This window comes from Leclercia sp. J807 (genome assembly GCF_009734465.1).
Lineage (GTDB): Bacteria > Pseudomonadota > Gammaproteobacteria > Enterobacterales > Enterobacteriaceae > Enterobacter.
In genome coordinates, this window is sequence record NZ_CP046446.1 from 526,270 (window position 1) to 544,431 (window position 18,162).

Annotated in this window: 12 protein-coding genes and 2 pseudogenes; 6 read left to right on the top strand and 8 right to left on the bottom strand. The window is 58.8% G+C overall.

Annotated elements, in window-relative coordinates; genetic code table 11:
- Window positions 1-23: 23 nt before the first annotated feature.
- The gene (locus tag GNG26_RS02465; protein ID WP_156237678.1) at window positions 24-5,627 is read left to right on the top strand and encodes an AAA family ATPase; all 5,604 of its coding nucleotides are present in this window, start codon (window positions 24-26) and stop codon (window positions 5,625-5,627) included.
- Here the strand turns inward: GNG26_RS02465 and GNG26_RS02470 are convergent.
- The 6 genes and pseudogenes from GNG26_RS02470 to GNG26_RS02495 all read right to left on the bottom strand — a co-directional run bounded on the left by GNG26_RS02470 (window position 5,619) and on the right by GNG26_RS02495 (window position 11,587).
- A complete protein-coding gene (locus tag GNG26_RS02470; RefSeq protein ID WP_039030554.1) occupies window positions 5,619-6,236 on the bottom strand; it encodes a response regulator transcription factor in 618 nt (205 codons plus the stop codon). The genes GNG26_RS02465 and GNG26_RS02470 overlap by 9 nt on opposite strands.
- A gap of 166 nt (window positions 6,237-6,402) precedes the next feature.
- Window positions 6,403-7,710, bottom strand: coding sequence for an McrC family protein (locus tag GNG26_RS02475; protein WP_156237679.1), 1,308 nt, complete (start codon window positions 7,708-7,710; stop codon window positions 6,403-6,405).
- A complete protein-coding gene (locus tag GNG26_RS02480) occupies window positions 7,707-9,752 on the bottom strand; it encodes an McrB family protein (RefSeq protein ID WP_156237680.1) in 2,046 nt (681 codons plus the stop codon). The genes GNG26_RS02475 and GNG26_RS02480 overlap by 4 nt, the downstream gene beginning before the upstream one ends.
- 134 nt (window positions 9,753-9,886) lie before the next feature.
- On the bottom strand, window positions 9,887-10,273 hold the full coding sequence (locus tag GNG26_RS02485; protein ID WP_156237681.1) for a VOC family protein: 387 nt from the start codon (window positions 10,271-10,273) through the stop codon (window positions 9,887-9,889).
- Window position 10,274: 1 nt separating this feature from the next.
- Window positions 10,275-11,432: pseudogene (locus GNG26_RS02490) on the bottom strand (MFS transporter).
- A complete protein-coding gene (locus GNG26_RS02495; RefSeq protein ID WP_156237682.1) occupies window positions 11,429-11,587 on the bottom strand; it encodes a hypothetical protein in 159 nt (52 codons plus the stop codon). The pseudogene GNG26_RS02490 and the gene GNG26_RS02495 overlap by 4 nt, the downstream one beginning before the upstream one ends.
- 97 nt (window positions 11,588-11,684) lie before the next feature.
- On the opposite strand from GNG26_RS02495, the gene GNG26_RS02500 reads away from it, so the two are divergent.
- A complete protein-coding gene (locus GNG26_RS02500) occupies window positions 11,685-12,455 on the top strand; it encodes a DeoR/GlpR family DNA-binding transcription regulator (protein ID WP_156237683.1) in 771 nt (256 codons plus the stop codon).
- Here GNG26_RS02500 and GNG26_RS02505 read toward each other — a convergent pair.
- Window positions 12,452-12,748, bottom strand: a complete 297-nt coding sequence (locus GNG26_RS02505) for an SH3 domain-containing protein (RefSeq protein WP_114316006.1) — start codon at window positions 12,746-12,748, stop codon at window positions 12,452-12,454. The genes GNG26_RS02500 and GNG26_RS02505 overlap by 4 nt on opposite strands.
- A 208-nt stretch (window positions 12,749-12,956) precedes the next feature.
- On the opposite strand from GNG26_RS02505, the gene GNG26_RS02510 reads away from it, so the two are divergent.
- Window positions 12,957-14,078, top strand: a complete 1,122-nt coding sequence (locus tag GNG26_RS02510; RefSeq protein WP_156237684.1) for a cupin domain-containing protein — start codon at window positions 12,957-12,959, stop codon at window positions 14,076-14,078.
- A gap of 41 nt (window positions 14,079-14,119) precedes the next feature.
- On the opposite strand, the gene GNG26_RS02515 is transcribed toward GNG26_RS02510, so the two are convergent.
- Complete coding sequence (locus tag GNG26_RS02515; protein ID WP_114317151.1) at window positions 14,120-14,305, bottom strand: DUF2767 domain-containing protein; 186 nt, start codon at window positions 14,303-14,305, stop codon at window positions 14,120-14,122.
- 210 nt (window positions 14,306-14,515) lie between these two features.
- Between GNG26_RS02515 and GNG26_RS02520 the strand changes: the two genes are divergently transcribed.
- From GNG26_RS02520 to foxA, 3 genes and pseudogenes are all read left to right on the top strand, one after another.
- Complete coding sequence (locus GNG26_RS02520) at window positions 14,516-14,749, top strand: DUF2171 domain-containing protein (RefSeq protein WP_103178088.1); 234 nt, start codon at window positions 14,516-14,518, stop codon at window positions 14,747-14,749.
- Between the two features lie 137 nt (window positions 14,750-14,886).
- Window positions 14,887-15,867 carry a helix-turn-helix domain-containing protein gene (locus tag GNG26_RS02525; protein ID WP_156237685.1) on the top strand — a complete coding sequence of 327 codons (981 nt, stop codon included), beginning with the start codon at window positions 14,887-14,889 and terminating at the stop codon, window positions 15,865-15,867.
- Window positions 15,868-15,988: 121 nt separating this feature from the next.
- A pseudogene (gene foxA / locus GNG26_RS02530) lies at window positions 15,989-18,096 on the top strand (ferrioxamine B receptor FoxA).
- The last annotated feature ends 66 nt before the right edge of the window (window positions 18,097-18,162 follow it).

An 18,162-nucleotide genomic window follows, 5' to 3' on the forward strand; every position in this document is an offset into this window, starting at 1 on the left:
TGAAGAAAAATAAGGAAACGTGGATGAACACCCCATCGCTGCCTGCACTCTGGCCCGCCCCCGGAAATTTATCCGAAGGGCGGGCTTTTGTGCTTAAAGAAGATGTCATTTTTACCCCGCTGGGCCAGGAGGGTAGCCTCTGCTGGCTGAATGCCCGCCTGCCCAGCTCCGGCGGGTCGTTTATTATCGCCACCGCCGTGAGCGATGAAGAAGAGGCCAGCGCAACGCGCCTGCTGCGTAATGAGTTTGCCCTGCGGGAGTACCTGAGCGACGACTGGGCTATCCGTCCGGTCGCCACCACGCAGTACCACGGGCGCTTTGCACTGGTTTACGCCCCTTTTTCCTTTGTGCTGCTGACGCGCATCGTTGGTGCGCCGATGGCCTGTATCCAGAGCTTCCTGGAGCTGGCGATCCGTATCAGCCTGCCTCTGCGTCTGATGCATCTGCGCAACCTGGTACACGGGGATATCAAGCCCGGCAATATCTTTATTCATGACGACAACAGCTGTCGGCTGGGGGGCTTTGGCCTGTCGTCCGGCGCCTCGGAAGAGCTACAGCAGTCGCGACTGGCCATCGTCGGCGGCACACCCGCTTACATGTCGCCGGAGCACACCACCCGCACCCACCGCTCGGTGGACAGCCGCAGCGATCTCTACAGCCTCGGGGTGGTGCTCTACGAGCTGCTCACCGGCAGCCTGCCGTTTGAGCTGGGCGGCCAGGATCAGGGCAAGTGGGCGCACTACCACATCGCCTCGGAGCCGCGCTCCCCGGGAGCGGTCTGCCCCGGCGTGCCCGCTATGATCTCGGCCATCATCCTTAAGATGCTGGCGAAAAAACCGGAGAACCGTTACCAGACCATCGACGGCCTGATCGCCGACCTGCGCCGCTGCCAGGCTACCCTGAGCGACGAGGGCGATATTGCCGCCTTTACCCCCGGCTTGCAGGATCGCTCCCCGGCGTTTCATCTTACCGATACCCTCTACACCGCCCATCCCCAGGCAACGGATCTGATCCACGCCTTTGACCGGGTATGCCGCGACAACCTTGCCGGGTTTGTGGCGATCAGCGGCCCGTCGGGGATCGGCAAATCGTCCCTTATCGCCTCGGCGTTAAAGGCGCTACAACACCGCAACGTGCTGCTGGCGGTAGGCAAGGTGGATCAGTTTTCCCCCACGCTGCCCTATGCCGCCCTGAGCTCAGCCTTTCGCACCCTGGTGCTGCACCTGCTGGGGCTGTCGGCAACGGAGGTGGCGCAGTGGAAGATCCGCCTGTCGCGGGAGCTGGAGGGGTATGAAGAGCTGGCCGTCAGCCTGGTGCCGGAGCTGCGGCTGCTGCTGGAGAACAAGCCGCGCTTCTCCAGCGACAGCTTCTCCCTTGACGCCCGGGCGCGCTTCAGCCATATGGTGCTGGCGCTGGTGAAAACCTTCGCCAGCGCGGGCTGCCCGCTGGTGTTGCTGCTGGATGATATCCACTGGATCGACGCCGCCAGCCTGCAAATTCTGGAGTACCTGTTGACCAACGCCAGTAACGTGCCGCTGCTGCTGGTGGTGGCGCACCGGGATGTCTGCCCGGTGCCGGACGCAACCCTGAATCAGCAGCTGGCGAACCTGCACCGGGCCTCGCGCAATACCACCGAGCTGCGCCCGGAGCCGCTGTCGGTGAAGGCGGTGTCGCGCTGGCTGGCGAGCATCTTCCATACCCGCTCCGCCAGCACCGCGGATCTGGCCGGGCTGATCCACGAGAAAACCGGCGGCAATCCGCTGTTTGTCCATGAGTTCTTCCGCCGCATCGTCGATGACGGGCTGGTGACGCACAACAAATATCAGGATAAGTGGCACTACGATCTGCACGCTATCCGCACCCGGCACTACACCGAAAACGTGGTCACGCTGGTGCTCCAGCAGCTGGAGGAGATGCCCGAAGAGACCCGTCGGCTGCTGGGCAGCATCGCCTGTCTGGGTGGCAGCGGCGAGCTGGAGATGGTCTGCCGGGTGGTGTCGATGTCGGTGGCGGAGATCAGCTACGCCCTGCATCCGGCGGTGACGGCGCAGCTGATCACCCTCAGCGACGAAGGCTATGCCTTTACCCACGACCGGGTTCAGGAGGCGGCCTTCGCCCTGCTGGATAACGCCGAGCGCAGCCGCCTGCACCTTACTACCGCCAGCCTGCTGGCGGAGTCGGCCCGTCAGGCGGCGGGTAACGAGATCCTGTTCCGCGCCGTCCACCACGTGACGGCGGCGCTGGACAGCATTCAGCCTGCGCCCCAGCGCCAGATGTTCCGCGAGCTGAGCCTGCTGGCCGCCCGCCGCGCCCGCCGCTCGGGGGATTATCTGTCGGCCCTGAGCTATATCCAGACCGCCCGGGCGCTGGGCAACGCCGGATCGGCGCCCGAGAGCGCCAGCGACTTTATTCTCGACAGCGAAGAGGCGGGCTGCGAGTTTGCGCTGGGCAATCTCGAGGCCACCCGCAGGCTGTGCGACCGCATTCTCGGCTCCCCCGGCGGGCTGGCGGAGAAAGCGCTGGCGGCCAACCTGCTGGCCGAAGTCTACATGCGCCAGTCCGACAACCGGCTGGCGCTGGAGGCGGCCCTCTGCTGGCTGGCGGTGTTTGGCATTCACGTCAGCCGCTTCCCGGAGACCGCCGAGTGCGACGAGGCCTGGCAGAGCCTGTGCAACCGCGTTGGCGAGAACCCGCAGGACCATTTTAGCCGCCTGCCGCTGATGAAAGATGGCGACACCGAGGCGGTGATGAACCTGCTCAACAGCGCCAGCCTGTTCGCCAGCTTCACCAGCTCGCGCCTGCATTTCATACTGCTGTGCCGGATGATGCACCTGACGCTGGATCACGGCATCACCGGCGCCTCCACCACCGCGATGGCGTGGTTCGGGGTGCTGATTGGCCACCGCTACGCTGAGTATCGCCTCGGCTTCCAGTACGGCACCCTGGCCCGGGAGCTGGTCAACCGCCACGGCTACGACGCCTTTGAAGCCAAAACCCTGCTGGCGCTGGATCAGCTTAGCGTCTGGACCCAGCCGCTGGGCTACACCATTGAGTGCGCCAAGGCCTGCTTCACCTCCGCCGTGACGCACGGCGATATGACGGTGGCCTGCTTCGCCGCCTGTCACCAGGTGATCAATTTCCTCACCCGGGGCGATCACCTCGACGCGGTGCTGATGAGCATTGAGCGCGGACTGGCCTTCGTGCGCAAAACCCATTTCCAGGACGTGGAGGCGATCCTGCTGATGCAGCGCCACTATGTGGAGCACCTGCGTACCCCGGTGAACGGGCAGTGGAGCGCCAGCGAGGCGCTGCCGCAATCCCTGCTGCCCGGAGCTACAGAGCAGGCGCCGGAGCAGACCTCCACCATGCTGTTCTGGTTCTGGCTCTACCGCGGCATGGCCCACTTCGCCTGCGGCGAGTTCCCGCAGGCGGCAGATAATCTGGCCCAGGCCGGGCGCTTTGCCTGGTCCGCCCCGGGCCATATCCACCTGCTGGACTACCACCTTTACAGCGCGCTCACCCTCTCGCAGCAGCTGACCCCGGAGACCTTTTCCGCCGATCTGCGCCGTCAGATCCACCTTCATTACGACAAGATCGCCCTCTGGGCGCGGATTAACCCCGGCACCTTCGCCGATAAAGAGGCGTTGATCTACGCCGAGATCGTGCGCCTCGACGGCATGAACAGCATCGCTCTCGAACAGTACGAGAAGGCGGTGCGCCTGTCGCGCGAAGGGGGCTTCAACCCCTTCAACGCCCTGGCCCACGAGCTGGCGGGCCGCTTCGCCCACGCCTGCGGCTACACCACCGCTGCCGAGGCCCATTTCCGCGGGGCGATGACCGCCTGGGGACGGGCCGGGGCGCAGTCCAAAATACGCCAGCTGGAGCGGGATTTCCCCTATCTGCTGGCCCCCGGCCAGGCCAACGCCTGGGACACCGTGGCCTTTGCCCGTAACGAGGAGATCCGCGACTTACAGAGCGTGATCAAGGCGTCGCGCGCCCTGTCGGAAGAGATCAACCTCGAACGGCTGATCGAAACCCTGATGACCATCCTGCTGGAGCGGGCCGGGGCGCAGCGCGGCTTTTTGATCCGGGTGAATGACAACAACATCCCGGAGATCGAGGCCAGCGCCAGCACCACCACCGACGGGGTGCAGGTGCAGATCCGCAAAGAGGTGCCGACGGCCACCGAGATGCCGCTGACGGTACTGGCGGCGGTGATCCGCACCGGGCAGGAGATCCACACCGGCAAACCGGAAGAGTTCCACCCCTTCAGCCAGGACCCGTATCTGGTCACCTCCGGCGCGGCGGTGATGTGCGTGCCGATGTTCAAGCAGGCGCGGCTGGTGGGGGTGCTCTACCTGGAGAATCGCCTGATGCCGGAGGTCTTTACCGTCGAGCACTCCCGGGTGGTGAGCCTGCTGGGGGCACACGCCGCCATCTCGCTGGAGACCGCCCGGCTCTATGCCGAACTGCTGGAGGAGAACCAGCAGCGGCGTCGGGTGGAGAAAGAGCTGCGGGCCAGCCAGACCTCGCTGATGCTGGGGGAGCAGATCAGCCATACCGGCAGCTGGCGCTGGGAGCTGCAACAGGATCTGATGTTTATGTCGGAGGAGTATGCCCGCATTCTGGGCCTGCCGGAGAAGCAGAAGATGATCTCGATGGCGGAGTTTCTCACCTTCGTGCATCAGGATGACTATCCGCGCATCAGCACCCTGGTGACCGAGAGCGTGCGCGACGGCCTGACCATGCGCGCCGAGTTCCGTATTATTCGTGGCGACGGCGCCGTGCGCACCATTCTGGGGATTGGCGATCCGGTCGGCGTGGGCAGCGAGGTGAATGAGTATTACGGCATCATCACCGACATCACTACCCAGCGGACGGCGGAAGACGCCATGCGGGTGGCGCAGGCGGAGCTGGCCCGCGTCTCCCGGGCGACCACCGTCGGACAGTTAACCTCATCCATCGCCCACGAGATCAACCAGCCGCTGATGTCGATCGTCGCCAACGCTGGCGCGAGCCTGCGCTGGCTGAACCGCGATCCGGCCCGGCTGGATAAGGCCAGGCTCGGACTGGAGGAGATTGTCTCCGAGGGGGAGCGGGCAGGGGAGATCATCCGCAGCCTGCAGTCCCTCACCCGCAAACAGGATCCGGCCTTTGCCCGCATCGATCTGCACTATCTGGTGCGGCACATCATCACTCTTTCGCGCAGCGAGCTGGAGCGGCGGAGCATCAGCGTCAGCTATGCCCTGGCGGCGGCGAACAGTTTTATTGTGGCTGACAGCGTACAGATCCAGCAGGTGCTGCTGAATCTGGTGATGAACGCGGTGGAGGCGATGGCCGAGATCAACACGCGGCCCGGTACGCTGCTGCTCTCCACCTCGAACCCGGAAGGGGGCGGGATCACATTTGAAATCGCCGACAGCGGTACCGGCATCGCGCCGGGGCAGACCGAGCGTATCTTTGACTCGTTCTACTCCACCAAAGCCCAGGGGATGGGGGTGGGGCTGACCATCAGCTACAGCATTATCGAGCGCCATCGCGGCAAGCTGACGGCCCGCAACCGCGAGCCGTACGGCTCTGTCTTTGCCTTTACCCTGCCGCTGGCGGAGGGCGAGACGTCACTCTGAGGGCTGGCTTCTGGTCAGGCGCTCCGCGGCCCTGACCAGATCCGCCAGCGAGCGGGCCTGCATCTTCTCCATCACCCGTCGGCGGTGGACTTTGACGGTGATTTCACTCACCCCCAGCTCGGCGGCGATCTGCTTGTTCAGCATCCCGCTGATCGCCAGTTGCAACACCTCTTGTTCCCGCGGCGTTAGCGAGAGATGGCGCTGCTTGAGAGAGTACTGCTCCCGCAACTGCAGAGCATTCTCTTCCGCCAGCTTCAGCGCGTCGCCAATGGAGTTCAGCAGATCGTTCGACGCCACCGGCTTGGTGAGAAACTCATACGCGCCGCCCTTCATCGCCTTCACCGTCATCGGAATGGTGCCGTGACCGGTAAGATAGATTATCGGGATCTCGCGCCCGCTGGCCTTCAGGGAGTCCGCCACTTCAAACCCGCTGATGGTGGGCATCTGCATATCAAGGATCACGCAGGAGGGCACATCTTCAAAGGTGTGTTGCAGAAAGGATTCTGCCGAGGAGAAGTCGAGGGCGTTCAGCCCCGCGGATTCCAGCAGCCCGACCACGGATCGCCTGACAGCGTGATCATCATCAACGACATAGACAATGTGTTCCATTAATAGCCCCAATGTTTCAGCCTGACAGAGATGAGAGGATTTTCGCTCAGCGTGAAAACCGCCCCCTCTGTTCATGCGTTTCAGGTGGCAGTTTTATGAACATGTCAATTTTAACACATTAATTATCATTATCATTTAACAATATGATAACTATATGAAAGGCGAATTATTGCAGGCTCAGCGCATCGGGTAGCCGCAGCTCAGACGCTTGCAGGGTTTCGCCAATATAAAAGGGTACAATCCATAAGCGTATACCTGTATTGCAAAATTCGTAGGGCATTTGCAGCGGCTGATTAAAATGATCGTGTGCAGGGTAAATAAGTAACATATCCCCGTTGCCCTGTAGGTAGTTCACCCCGTATGCCAGCATCTGAAAGAGATCGTCCCGGGACTGATCGAGCTGAGCCTTACGATCGTCCGCAATTTTCCATTTAATATCGCAAACGATTGTCGCTCCAGCGCTTCCCTCTCGCGGCCTTAATTTGATGTCGGGCCAAAGACCAAAGAGTTCATCGCTGTTGAATCGCACCAGTTTATGTTCATAGACTTGTGGCTCCACATGCCAGCTGTGGCGATAGTGATGACGCATCCATGCCGTGACAAAAGACTCAAATACCGCCTCCATCGGGAAAAGCAGAGAGATCGCGCTGGATTCCCCCTGCATACAGTGAGGCGACTGACCCAGCAGGATCAACCGGGCCCAGGCGAGTGCATGTTCGTAATGGTGCATATGACGATCCAGCCGCACCTGGTCGAAGGCAACGCGAACATCGTTGATGGACGGGATATCTTCAAAGTGTGCCTGCAATGGGCGAAGTTGCTGCAAAAGTTGTGGATGGCGCGTCTGGCGATAGACCTTAGCAAGCGCGGTTTTCAGGATGCGGTTTTCCGGGCGTTCAACGTTGTACTCATCAAACTCAACCTGAAAACGATCCTTTCTTATACAATTTTTGGTGAGCTGGGCGGAGATCTGCAATTTTCCCTTCATCCAGGGCAAATTATCCTGAAGACGCAAATAGTCTCGTTTCAGGCCCTGACGCACAATTTGCTGTACGCTATCGATAAATTGCTGAATAAACACATCCAACAGCGGCATTTTTGAGGTCCTGATGCTGGAAGTGGAGGTAGCAATATGGCGAAAGGATTTTAGCGTACGCAGCATCATCAGGAGCTGTTGACGTGCGATGTCGACATTCTCTTCGCTGTGTCCGGTTTTTGGCAGCACTTCAATAAAGCTATTGCCGGGCAGGGCGATCACCCCGGCATAATTCTTTACCTGAAGGGTCTTTACACCACCCCGGCTACGTAAAGTAAGCAGGCGATGCGTGTTCTCCGCATCATCCCTCAGAGCGCGCTGCTCAAGCCACTCAAACAGGCGTTCGGGCAAGGCGACCGCATGAGCTACGCGGTCGCTATCTTTTTCACTTACCAGGTGTCCGTATTCGAAGACGGTAAAATGTTGCCGGGAGCTCATTCCCCGTTACCTTTGCGTAAGGCATAAATTTGCTGCCAGGCGAGTGGGTTATTCCAGATGTCGTCATCTTCGTCAGCCAGCAAGAAACGGGAGCCGATCTCTTGCAGGTCGTTAGTGCCACCCATGCCGAAGAGGTCAGCGAACTGTTTCTGATCTTTTACCTCGCGGATAAATTGCAGTTGTTCGTCTTTCTGGTTATCGCCCAGCACCATGCGGATCTTTTGCCAGTCATTATAGAAGTACTCTTCCAGCAGCGGCAGAACCTTATTTCTCATGATCCGCTTGAGTCTTGCAAAGGCCAGTTCTTCGTCTTCTCTGGCCTGCACAACCGGGATGAAAAAGGCGTGACCCAGCGTATGTTCGCTGTCATACAGTACCTGGATGCGGTCATTTAGGGTTTGCAGCAGGCGCGGCAGATTTATGCCCTTAACGATGGTATTAGCCAGAACATCAATATCTGGCAGCATGGCTTCAAATTCGAACCGGCGTCGCAGGGCTGTGTCCAGCGCAGTGAGAGAGCGGTCGGCGGTATTCATAGTACCAATCAGATAGAGATTATTTGGCACGCTGAATGAGGTGGCGGAGTAAGGCAGCATAGCACTAAGCGCTTCAGGCTCTCCGGCGCGTTTAGAAGTTTCAATCAGCGTGATCAGCTCGCCGAAAATTTTAGAGATATTGCCACGGTTAATTTCGTCAATAATCAGGACGTAGTTTTGTCGTTTTTCAGGCGTCTCCTCAGGGTTTAAGGATATTTCGCCCTGATCAACCAGATAGTTAATAATGCTGCGTACATATGAAGGATTATGTACTTCAGCCTTCGGGTTTTGGTAAACCAGACGGATGTCTTTGAGGTAGGCATTATAGCCCTGGCCTAAATCATCTTTTTTCGATTGCGACGGGAAGATCCCAAAGGTAGTCTGGCTCTTATAAGTCAGCTGGAAAGGTTTTCCTCGCTGCGTTTCAAGGGTAATGCTCTCGCCTTCTGCCAGACGCCCTTGCAGACGGGCAAGAGCTTTATCAAGTTTTAGCTGAACGCCTGCGTGACCGAATGCGGCATCCTCACAGATTTGTTTAAAAATACCCGGTTTGATTTCATAGCGAATATTACCGTCGTCAGTGGTCTCCGCTCTTAACCCCTCAATAAACTCCTCGTAGCCGAAGCTCTGATGGAAAGTAATAAAACGCACCCGTTTTTCAGCAATCAGACGGTCGTAGATTTTTTTTAGCTCGCGGCGTTTTTCGGTTTCATCTTTACCAAACTGCTGCAAGTACGCTTCGGGTTCGCAGGCACGTACGGCCAGGGCAATAGTGCGATAGGTTTTACCGGTACCAGGCGGGCCATAAAGGATGGTATTTTTCGGCAGTTGCGGAGTGCTCACTTTTTCGTCCTGCTCCTCCTCTGAGGAGGTCATGTCACTGCCGAGTGTCGTGATATCATTTTTTTTCTCAATCACCTGGTTATAGAGATGCCAGAGTGACATGTTAAGTTCGATAGGATCGACCTCATCACCCAATGCTCTATGCAGCGCTTTTTTGAGATCCAGATTACGTGCAAACCATTCCTGCTCCTTTGGAAGTCCGAGTTGAAAATGGTTATTACAGTAGTTATAGCTACTGAAAAAATAACTGACATTAACGACATTAGTGATTTGCTGAGGATAAAAGGCTGCAAAGGCGCGATGGCACAATGCCCAGTAAACTTTGTTCAGCACGCCGTCAGCTTTCAGCTTGATCAGGCGTTTAATTACCTGTTCGTAATTCTCCAGAGAACACTCTTTAGCTATCTGACGGGTAAGAGCGAGAAGCTGTTTTTGCGCAGATTCGAATTCAAACTGGGACATGCCGCCCTGTTTCAGGCTTGAGATACCATTGCTGCGTTCATACCAGATCTGTCGGATCGTATCCGCGCTAAAATTGGGGTTTTCTGCCTGAATCTTGTCAACAAGTTTGCGGTAGCGCTTACCCCAATCCGGGCTATACCGATCGTTTTTTGCAATGTGGGCATTGAAGAAAGGGGCTAACGCAGATGAATCCTGAACCATGACGCACTCCATGTGGAGGATAAAGAAATTAAGATAATCCGTATCTTATAGGATTTATCTGAATTGCGTCACTGCCTGTTCAGGGGAGGCAGTGACGAATTATCCGGATGTGTTTCAGTCCTGAATGTGCTGTCTCACTCCCCCACCAGCTCAATACGGTTCCCATCTGGGTCCGCAATGACCGCTTCATAATAGCCATCGCCCGTCATCCTTGGGGCGCTCAGCAGCGTGTTATTCAGCCGCGCCTGCTCCGCCATCCGATCCACATCCGCCTTGCTGCCCACGTTCAGGGCGATATGCGCCCAGCCGACAAACTCCGGGTGCGACGGGCGATCGGGCAGATCCGGCACCGTCATTAGCTCGATGGTCGGTCCGTCGGACAGCGTGATAAAGTGCGATTCAAAACCGGGACGGTTTTTACTGAGGTAGCGTTCGTTACGCTGGCCGCCAAAAACCGTCTCCCAGAAGTGGACCTGCGCGTCCAGGTTACGGGTCCAGAGTGCCACGTGTGCAATATTCATCTTATCCCTCGCTGCGGGCGGGTTGAGAGGCGGTGACGGTCACGGAGAGCAGGGCGACGACCAGCATCAGCACCATAATGACCATAAACGCCTGGGTTAAAGAGGTGGCATGCGCCACGAAACCGATAATCGCGGGCCCGGCGAGCACGCCGAGATAGCCCAGGGTGGTGATGGCCGGGACGGCAACCGCCTGCGGCATGCGGGTCTGACGGCCAACGGCGGAGAACATCACCGGCACGATATTGGCGCAACCGGCCCCCACCAGCACGTAGCCCAGCAGTGACAGCTGCCACTGCGGGACAAAGGTCACCAGCGCAAACCCTGCGGCGGCCACGATGGCACCCCCCACCACGGCGCGCAGCGCACCGGTGCGGGCGATCAATTTATCGCCGGTTAAGCGGAAAAAGGTCATCGCCACCGAGAAGCAGGTGAAGCCCAGCCCACCCAGGGATTCAGGCACGCCGCGCACCTCGGTCAGGAACACCGCGCTCTAGTCCAGCACCGTGCCTTCGGCGAGAAACACGGCAAAGCAGATGAGGCCGATCAGCAGCACCACGCCGCGCGGCACCGCAAAGGCCGGGCCAGAAGCGGGATTGGCCCAGGGCAGCAGCCCCTTCAGGCTGAAAGCGAGCATCAGGATAACGCTCAGGATGATGATCAGGCAGGCGATAAAAGCGCTGGCCCCGAGGGTCAACAGCAGGGTCATCGCCCCCGCACCCGCGATGCCGCCCACGCTGTACATGCCGTGAAAACCAGACATCACCGGCCCGGGGGCGTCGCGCTCAACGATGATCGCCTGAATATTCATGGCGCAGTCCGTCACGCCGACCCCCACGCCAAACAACAGCAATGTGGCGGCGAGCAGGCGTGGATCCGGGATGATAGCAAGCAGCGGGGTAGTGAGCAGGACGATCGCCATCGCGGTGATAATCACCCGGCGGCAGCCGTAGCGGCTGGTCAGCATCCCGGTGAGCGGCATCGCAATTAACGCCCCCATCCCCAGACAGAGCAGGAGCGAGCCAAGCGTGGCCTCGTTAACGCCGGTATTGGCTTTGGCGAAAGGCACCAGCACCGCCCAGGTGGCGGTCACGTAACCGGCAATAAAAAAGACGATCCGGGTGGCAAGCCGGTGGACGGCTCTGGTGGTCTGAGAGGTCATTTCACATCCTTATACGGTTTCAGTAACGGGGAGGCAGGCGTCTTGCGCTGCACCGTCTCCCCGGCGCGCGCATCTGCGTTCACAGGTTCAAACAGGAAGCCGTCATAGGGCTGAGTGGCGGGCACCTGTTGATGGTAATCATCATCGCGCTTCATTGTGACGCTCCGGTTGTGATGGCATGGATTGACAGAGCAGGCGTTCATGCAACATTATGCGCATTGTTGCTCGATTCAAATCCAGAGAAGATAATTTATGCTCGATTATGCAGCTTTCCCGGAACAACGACAAGATCGGATCCGCCAGATCCTGCAAGAAAATGGCCGGGTGGTCTGCGCCGACCTGGCGATCCGCATGCAGGTGTCGGAACACACGATTCGCCGTGATTTACATGAGCTTAGCAAAGAAGGGTTCTGTAAGAAGGTCTATGGCGGCGCGGTGTTACAGCTGGCCGATGCCGGGAACTTCTACAGCCGTGAGCAACAAAACCATGCAAAAAAAGCCACGATCGCGCAGAAAGCGGCAACCCTGATCAACGCGGGCAGCTGCATTTTTATCGATACCGGCACCACCAACCTCGCGCTGGCGAGGGCTCTGCCACCGGATCTGGCCGTTACCGTGGTGACTAACTCCCCGGCCATCGCCGCGGAACTGCTCCGTCACCCCCTGTGCGAGGTGATCATCACCGGTGGGCAGATCCAGCGCAGCTCCGGCGGGGCCGTGGGGGCGACGGCGGCGAGCCAGATCCAGGGGATGATTTTCGATCAGGCGTTTATCGGCGGCTGCGCGATGGATCCCGGCATGGGGCTGACCGGGTTCGACTTTGCTGACTGCGAGTTCAAGAAAGCGGTAATTAGCCAGAGCAGCCAGAGCATCGTGGCGCTCACCACCGACAAAATCCCCGGCGTGGCGCGCTTTGTAGTGGCGAAGAGCAGTGATATCGACGTGCTGGTGGTGGAGGCGAGCCTGGATCAGGAGGCGATCGCGGCGTTTACGGCAGAGGATGTGCGGGTTATCAGCGCCTAACGCACCGCAAACACCACCGCCGTCCAGTTAACGCGCGTAGCAGGGGGAAATTCGGGACGGGGCTGGATCGGCGTGCAGGCGCCCGCCCAGATAAAGGTCTCTTCATCAATCCGGTACCAGTGCGGATTGCCCTGCACCGCATCACCCACCACCGCCGCCTGAATGCGAACCACGCTTCCTTCAGGCAGCTCACCGGCCACAGGTGCGAAAACGGACGGGTTCTCCTTACGGGTATAAACCCCCATCAGGGTCTTTACGCTGGCGGAAACCGGCAGTTCAATAAACGGGCTCATGGCAGGCCTCATGTCAATACGCTCTTAGTGATTAACGATATAAGTCGCTCCGTAACTCGCGCTCACGATAAAGCGTGAAACTGTCACCCTGTGTCATGCGAATGGCTGAATGCGGCAGGTTTTCATTCCCCCTTGACCCACGACAAGGCAGCGCGGTCCCACCTCTTCCTATAATCACACCCGTTTGTCTTTTTAACTGGTGCTAACCATGGCGTATCAACTCAACCTGAACTGGCCGGAATTTTTAGAAAAATACTGGCAAAAGAAACCCGTTGTCCTCAAAAACGCACTGCCAAATTTTGTCGATCCTATCAGCCCCGATGAGCTGGCAGGGCTGGCGATGGAGCCGGAGGTGGACAGTCGCCTGGTGAGCCATAAAGAGGGCAAATGGCACGCCAGCAACGGTCCGTTCGAGCACTTCGATGGCTTAGGCGAAACCGGCTGGTCGCTGCTGGCGCAGGCGGTAAACCACTGGCACGCCCCTTCTGCCGAACTGGTGCGCCCGTTCCGCGTGCTGCCGGACTGGCGTCTGGACGATCTGATGATCTCCTTCTCGGTGCCGGGCGGCGGCGTAGGCCCGCATATCGATCAGTACGATGTGTTTATCATCCAAGGGATGGGTAGCCGTCGCTGGCGCGTGGGTGACAAGCTGCCGATGCGTCAGTTCTGCCCGCATCCGGCGCTGCTGCATGTCGATCCTTTTGAGCCGATCATCGATGAAGATCTGGCCCCGGGCGACATTCTCTATATTCCGCCTGGATTCCCGCACGACGGCTTCACCCACGAGACGGCGCTCAACTACTCCGTAGGCTTCCGCGGGCCGAATGGCCGGGATCTGATCAGCAGCTTTGCCGATTACGCGCTGGAAAACGATCTGGGCGGGGAGCACTACAGCGATCCGGATCTCACCTGCCGCGACCATCCGGGCCGGGTTGAGGCCTATGAGCTTGAGCGCCTGCGCAAGATGATGATCGACATGATCAGCAAGCCAGACGATTTTACGCAGTGGTTTGGCAGTTTCATCTCCACGCCGCGCCATGAGCTGGATATTGCCCCGGCGGAACCGGAGTACACGCCGGAAGAGGTGCTCGACGCGCTGACGGGCGGCGAAACGCTGACTCGCCTGAGCGGGTTGCGGGTGCTGAATGTCGGGGGCAGCTTCTTTATCAACAGCGAGCGGCTGGAGGTGTCGGATGCAAACGCAGCGGATGCGCTGTGCCGCTACACCGAGCTTAGCCGTGCGGAGCTGGGCGCTGCCCTGCAAAATCCGGCGTTTGTGATAGAGCTGACCGGACTGATTAACCAGGGTTACTGGTACTTCGACGAATGATCACAAAGGCGGCGCGGGGCACAGGCCCCACGCCGCCACCTTTAAGCGGCGAGGATATGACAGGCTTTCCAGTAATCAAGAAGGCGCTCGTCATCAGGTTCTCGCTCCGCTTTACTTTTCATGGCCCGTGCCAGATTCTCTCTCGACACCTCCTGGCCTTTTTGAACGATATCTAAAACCGCTTCACCAAGAGCCAGGGATATTTCGGTACGATGCGTTTCTACCATATATGCCTCCGTGTTGAGTGCGTGAAGATAATTATGCGACATAATCACGTGCCTGGAATATTTCTCAGTTGATTCTTATATATTCCGTGCGAACCTTAAACGCGGCGGGAAATAATGTTTCGAAATGCTAATGAGGCGGTAGAAACGTTATTTATGGACTACAGTTAGTTTCGTGTCACACCCGTAGAAACCAAATGAGGAGAATTAATTATGGTAAACCAGAGTGAAATCAAGGACCATGCTCAGGTAATGGCAAGCTGCGGTACCCACGTTGGCACCGTTGACCATCTTGACGGCAACCGCATTAAGCTGGCAAAAAATGACTCCGAGTCCGGCGGTAAACACCATTATATTCCGCTGGAGTGGGTCGATAAAATCGACGGGAATAATGTGGTTCTGACCAAAGACCATAAAGAAGTGTTTGCTGGCTGGCAAGAAGCGTAATAATCGTCAGCACCAGGCGGATATATTTGAGCTCCGGCATCTTGTCGGAGCTTAATATTTATTAAATTTGCCTGCATTGCCGCCGCGTTAAAGGAGTGATACTGTTTTATTTTTAATATGCTTTTCCAGGCGCAGGTATGTCCGACACAATGCTCCCTCACCCGGCCCCCACAGCGAAAAAAACCTTTTCCGTTGCTGACTTTAAGGTCTTTGGCGAGCGCTACGGCATTGACTACCGTTTTCCGCTGCTCACTGATACATGTGCCAGCAGCAGCCCGGTTCTGCACGGCGATGTCGAAGAGATGATCCTGCCGTCCGGCATCTCATTAACCCACTCCGATGTCCGCGTTCTGCAACCCTATGAAACCACCTCCCGCCACAGCAGCCCGCTCTATGTGCTGGTGGTGCTGGAAGGGTGCGTGACCCTGACCCTGAGCGGCAAGGTTTACTCGGTGCGCCCGGGCATGGCTTTCAGCGCCAGGCTCAGCGAGCAGCAGGCGATGTCTGCCCGTCATGATGCGGATATCGCCCTGAAAACCCTCTCTTTTGGTGTTTACCCCGACGATGCCCGCCGGGAAAACCTGCTTGCCTCACTGCTGGCGCAGTGGGAGAGGCTGAATGCCCCCACCTTTGTCTGGCAGGTGCCAGATTTTGTGCTGGCCGGGATCCAGCATGCCCGCCAGCGCGAGCGCAGCAGCCTGTCGCGCCAGCTATTGCTGGAAGGGGTGATGTACCAGCTCCTCGGCCATGGCCTGCACCTGCGGGAGCAGCAGGGCACGGCGCTTGCTGGCGCATCAAGCGGTGAACAGGCCCGGCTGGAGCAGATCCGCCATCTGCTGGAACAGGCCCCGGAGCAGGAGTACACCCTCGCCCAGCTGGCCGCTCAGGCAGCGATGAGCCCGAGCAGCCTGCGCAGTAAGTTCCGTCAGGCCTATGGCTGCACGGTATTCGACTATTTGCGCGACTGCCGCCTCGCGCTGGCGCGCCGCTATCTGCTGGAAGGCCACAGCGTACAGCAGGCGGCGTGGATGTCGGGCTACCAGCACGCCACCAACTTTGCCACCGCCTTTCACCGTCGCTACGGTATCTGCCCCGGCGCGGTCCGTAACGGCTGCTAATCCCTTTTTTCCTCTATCGCCAACGCCATTCGTGCGGTTTGGCATTGCGCATACGTACTCTGGCAGCGCGCATAGCTATCTTCTAAATGAAAAAGGTAATAATTCTCATTAATAATTAGAAATGGCTCTGGAGATATTCATGTTCGCTAAATCGCGGCTGGCACTGCTGGTGGGATGGGTTACCGGGAGCGTCGCGCTCCCCCTGATGGCGCAGGAGACGCCAAAAACCGAAACGGTTGTTGTCACCTCGCAGATGCAGAGCGGCGCCACCAAGCTGGCGACGCCGGATATCGAGACCCCGCAGGCGGTGTCGATTGTTACCCGTGAGCAGTTTGAGGAGCAGGGCGCCACCAGCGTCCGCCAGGCGGTGAGCTACACCCCGGGCGTCTACAGCAACCAGATCGGCGCCTCAAACCGCTTTGACTACATCGTGCTGCGCGGCTTCTCCGACGGCAGCCTGGATAATGTCTACCTCGACGGCCTGAAGATGATGGGCGACACCAACTCCCACAGCTCGCTGGTGGTCGATCCCTGGTTCCTGGAAAATATCGAAGTGGTGCGCGGCCCGGCCTCGGTGTTGTATGGCCGCTCATCGCCGGGCGGGATCGTGGCGCTCACTTCGCGCAAACCCTCGTTCGATCCAGGCGGCGAGATCAAGCTGTTCGCCGGGAACAACGATCAGCGCGGGGCGATGTTTGACGTCACCGGCGCGCTGGACGATAACGACCGCGTGGCGGCCCGTCTGAGCGGCATGACCCGCTATGCCGATTCCCAGTTCGATCCGCTGAAAGAGGAGCGTTATGCCCTGATGCCGAGCCTGACCTGGCGCATCACCGATAACACCCGCCTGGATCTGATGGCCTACCTGCACCGCGATCCCGAAGGCGGGAGCCACTCCGGCCTGCCGTACGACGGCACCGTGGTGCCGCACAACGGGAAGATGATCTCTAACACTTTCTTCGAAGGCGAGGACGATTATGACAAGTACGATCGCCGCGAGGATATGGTCGGCTATAACATCGAGCACATGTTCGACAGCGGCTGGTCGGTGCGCCAGAAGCTGCGCTATCTGCACACCAAAGTGGAGCTGAACCAGGTCTATGCCGCGGGGTGGCTGAACGACACCGAACTCAACCGCGGTTACTCCGGCTCGGACGAGAAGATGAACGCCATCACCCTGGACAACCAGATCGACGGCAGCTTCGATACCTGGGCGGTTAACCACCGGGTGCTGATTGGCCTCGACTACCAGGATCGCAGCAACCACACCACCGGCTACTACGGCAGCTTCCGCCGATCAACGCCTTCCACCCGGTCTACGGTGCCGGGCCGGAGAGCATCACGATGTACAGCAAGGAGAAGCATAAGCTGCGCCAGACCGGCTACTACCTGCAGGATCAGCTCTCGCTGGACCGCTGGCGCCTGACCCTGGGCGGGCGCTATGACCAGGTGAGCGTCTCCAATGTCGACAAGCTCAACGATACCCGCAGCGATCTGGACAAGAATAACTTCAGCAGCCGCGCGGCGCTGCTCTACCTGTTCGATAACGGCATCGCGCCGTATATCAGCTACTCCACCGCTTTTACCCCGACCAGCTTTGCTGATGAGAACGGCGATCTGCTGGACCCGATGAAAGGCAAGCAGTGGGAAGCGGGGGTGAAGTTTGAGCCGGAGGGGATGAACAGCCAGTTCAGCGCCTCGGTGTTCCGCATCAACCAGAAAAACATCGCCACCAAAGAGGAGCCGACCGATCCATACCGCTCCATCGGCGAAATCGAATCGGAAGGGGTGGAGCTGGAAGCGGTAGGGCAGTTGACCGACAGCCTGCGCCTGCAGGCGGCCTACACCTATACCGACATTCGCTACAAGAAGAGCAGCCCGGAGGAAGAGGGCAAGCGTGCGGTCTATGCCCCGCGTAATATGGCCAGCGGCTGGCTCAGCTATGACGTCAAAACCGGGCCGCTGGATGGCCTGACGGTGGGCTCCGGTGTGCGTTACGTCAACGGCGTGACCAGCGATCGCATGAATACCCATACGCTGCCGTCGTACACACTGGTGGATCTGGCGGTGGGCTATGACCTGTCGAAGGTGGGATTGACCGGGGTAAGCGCCCAGTTGAACGTCAACAACCTGACAGACGAAAGCTACGTGGCGGCCTGTAACTCGCTCTCCTACTGCTACTTTGGTGCCGAGCGCAGCATCGTCGGCAGCGTGTCGTGGACGTTCTGATGTGAAAATGCCCGGTGGCGCTGCGCTTACCGGGCCTACAAAAGAGTCGAACCGTAGGCCGGGTCA

Coding starts and splice junctions, on each gene's coding strand:
- GNG26_RS02525 (WP_156237685.1), top strand. CDS start 14,887: ATGTCCGACACAATGCTCCCTCACCCGGCCCCCACAGCGAAAAAAACC.
- GNG26_RS02510 (WP_156237684.1), top strand. CDS start 12,957: ATGGCGTATCAACTCAACCTGAACTGGCCGGAATTTTTAGAAAAATAC.
- GNG26_RS02500 (WP_156237683.1), top strand. CDS start 11,685: ATGCTCGATTATGCAGCTTTCCCGGAACAACGACAAGATCGGATCCGC.
- GNG26_RS02475 (WP_156237679.1), bottom strand. CDS start 7,710: ATGAGCTCCCGGCAACATTTTACCGTCTTCGAATACGGACACCTGGTA.
- GNG26_RS02515 (WP_114317151.1), bottom strand. CDS start 14,305: ATGGTAGAAACGCATCGTACCGAAATATCCCTGGCTCTTGGTGAAGCG.
- GNG26_RS02470 (WP_039030554.1), bottom strand. CDS start 6,236: ATGGAACACATTGTCTATGTCGTTGATGATGATCACGCTGTCAGGCGA.
- GNG26_RS02485 (WP_156237681.1), bottom strand. CDS start 10,273: ATGAATATTGCACACGTGGCACTCTGGACCCGTAACCTGGACGCGCAG.
- GNG26_RS02495 (WP_156237682.1), bottom strand. CDS start 11,587: ATGAAGCGCGATGATGATTACCATCAACAGGTGCCCGCCACTCAGCCC.
- GNG26_RS02520 (WP_103178088.1), top strand. CDS start 14,516: ATGGTAAACCAGAGTGAAATCAAGGACCATGCTCAGGTAATGGCAAGC.
- GNG26_RS02465 (WP_156237678.1), top strand. CDS start 24: ATGAACACCCCATCGCTGCCTGCACTCTGGCCCGCCCCCGGAAATTTA.
- GNG26_RS02480 (WP_156237680.1), bottom strand. CDS start 9,752: ATGGTTCAGGATTCATCTGCGTTAGCCCCTTTCTTCAATGCCCACATT.
- GNG26_RS02505 (WP_114316006.1), bottom strand. CDS start 12,748: ATGAGCCCGTTTATTGAACTGCCGGTTTCCGCCAGCGTAAAGACCCTG.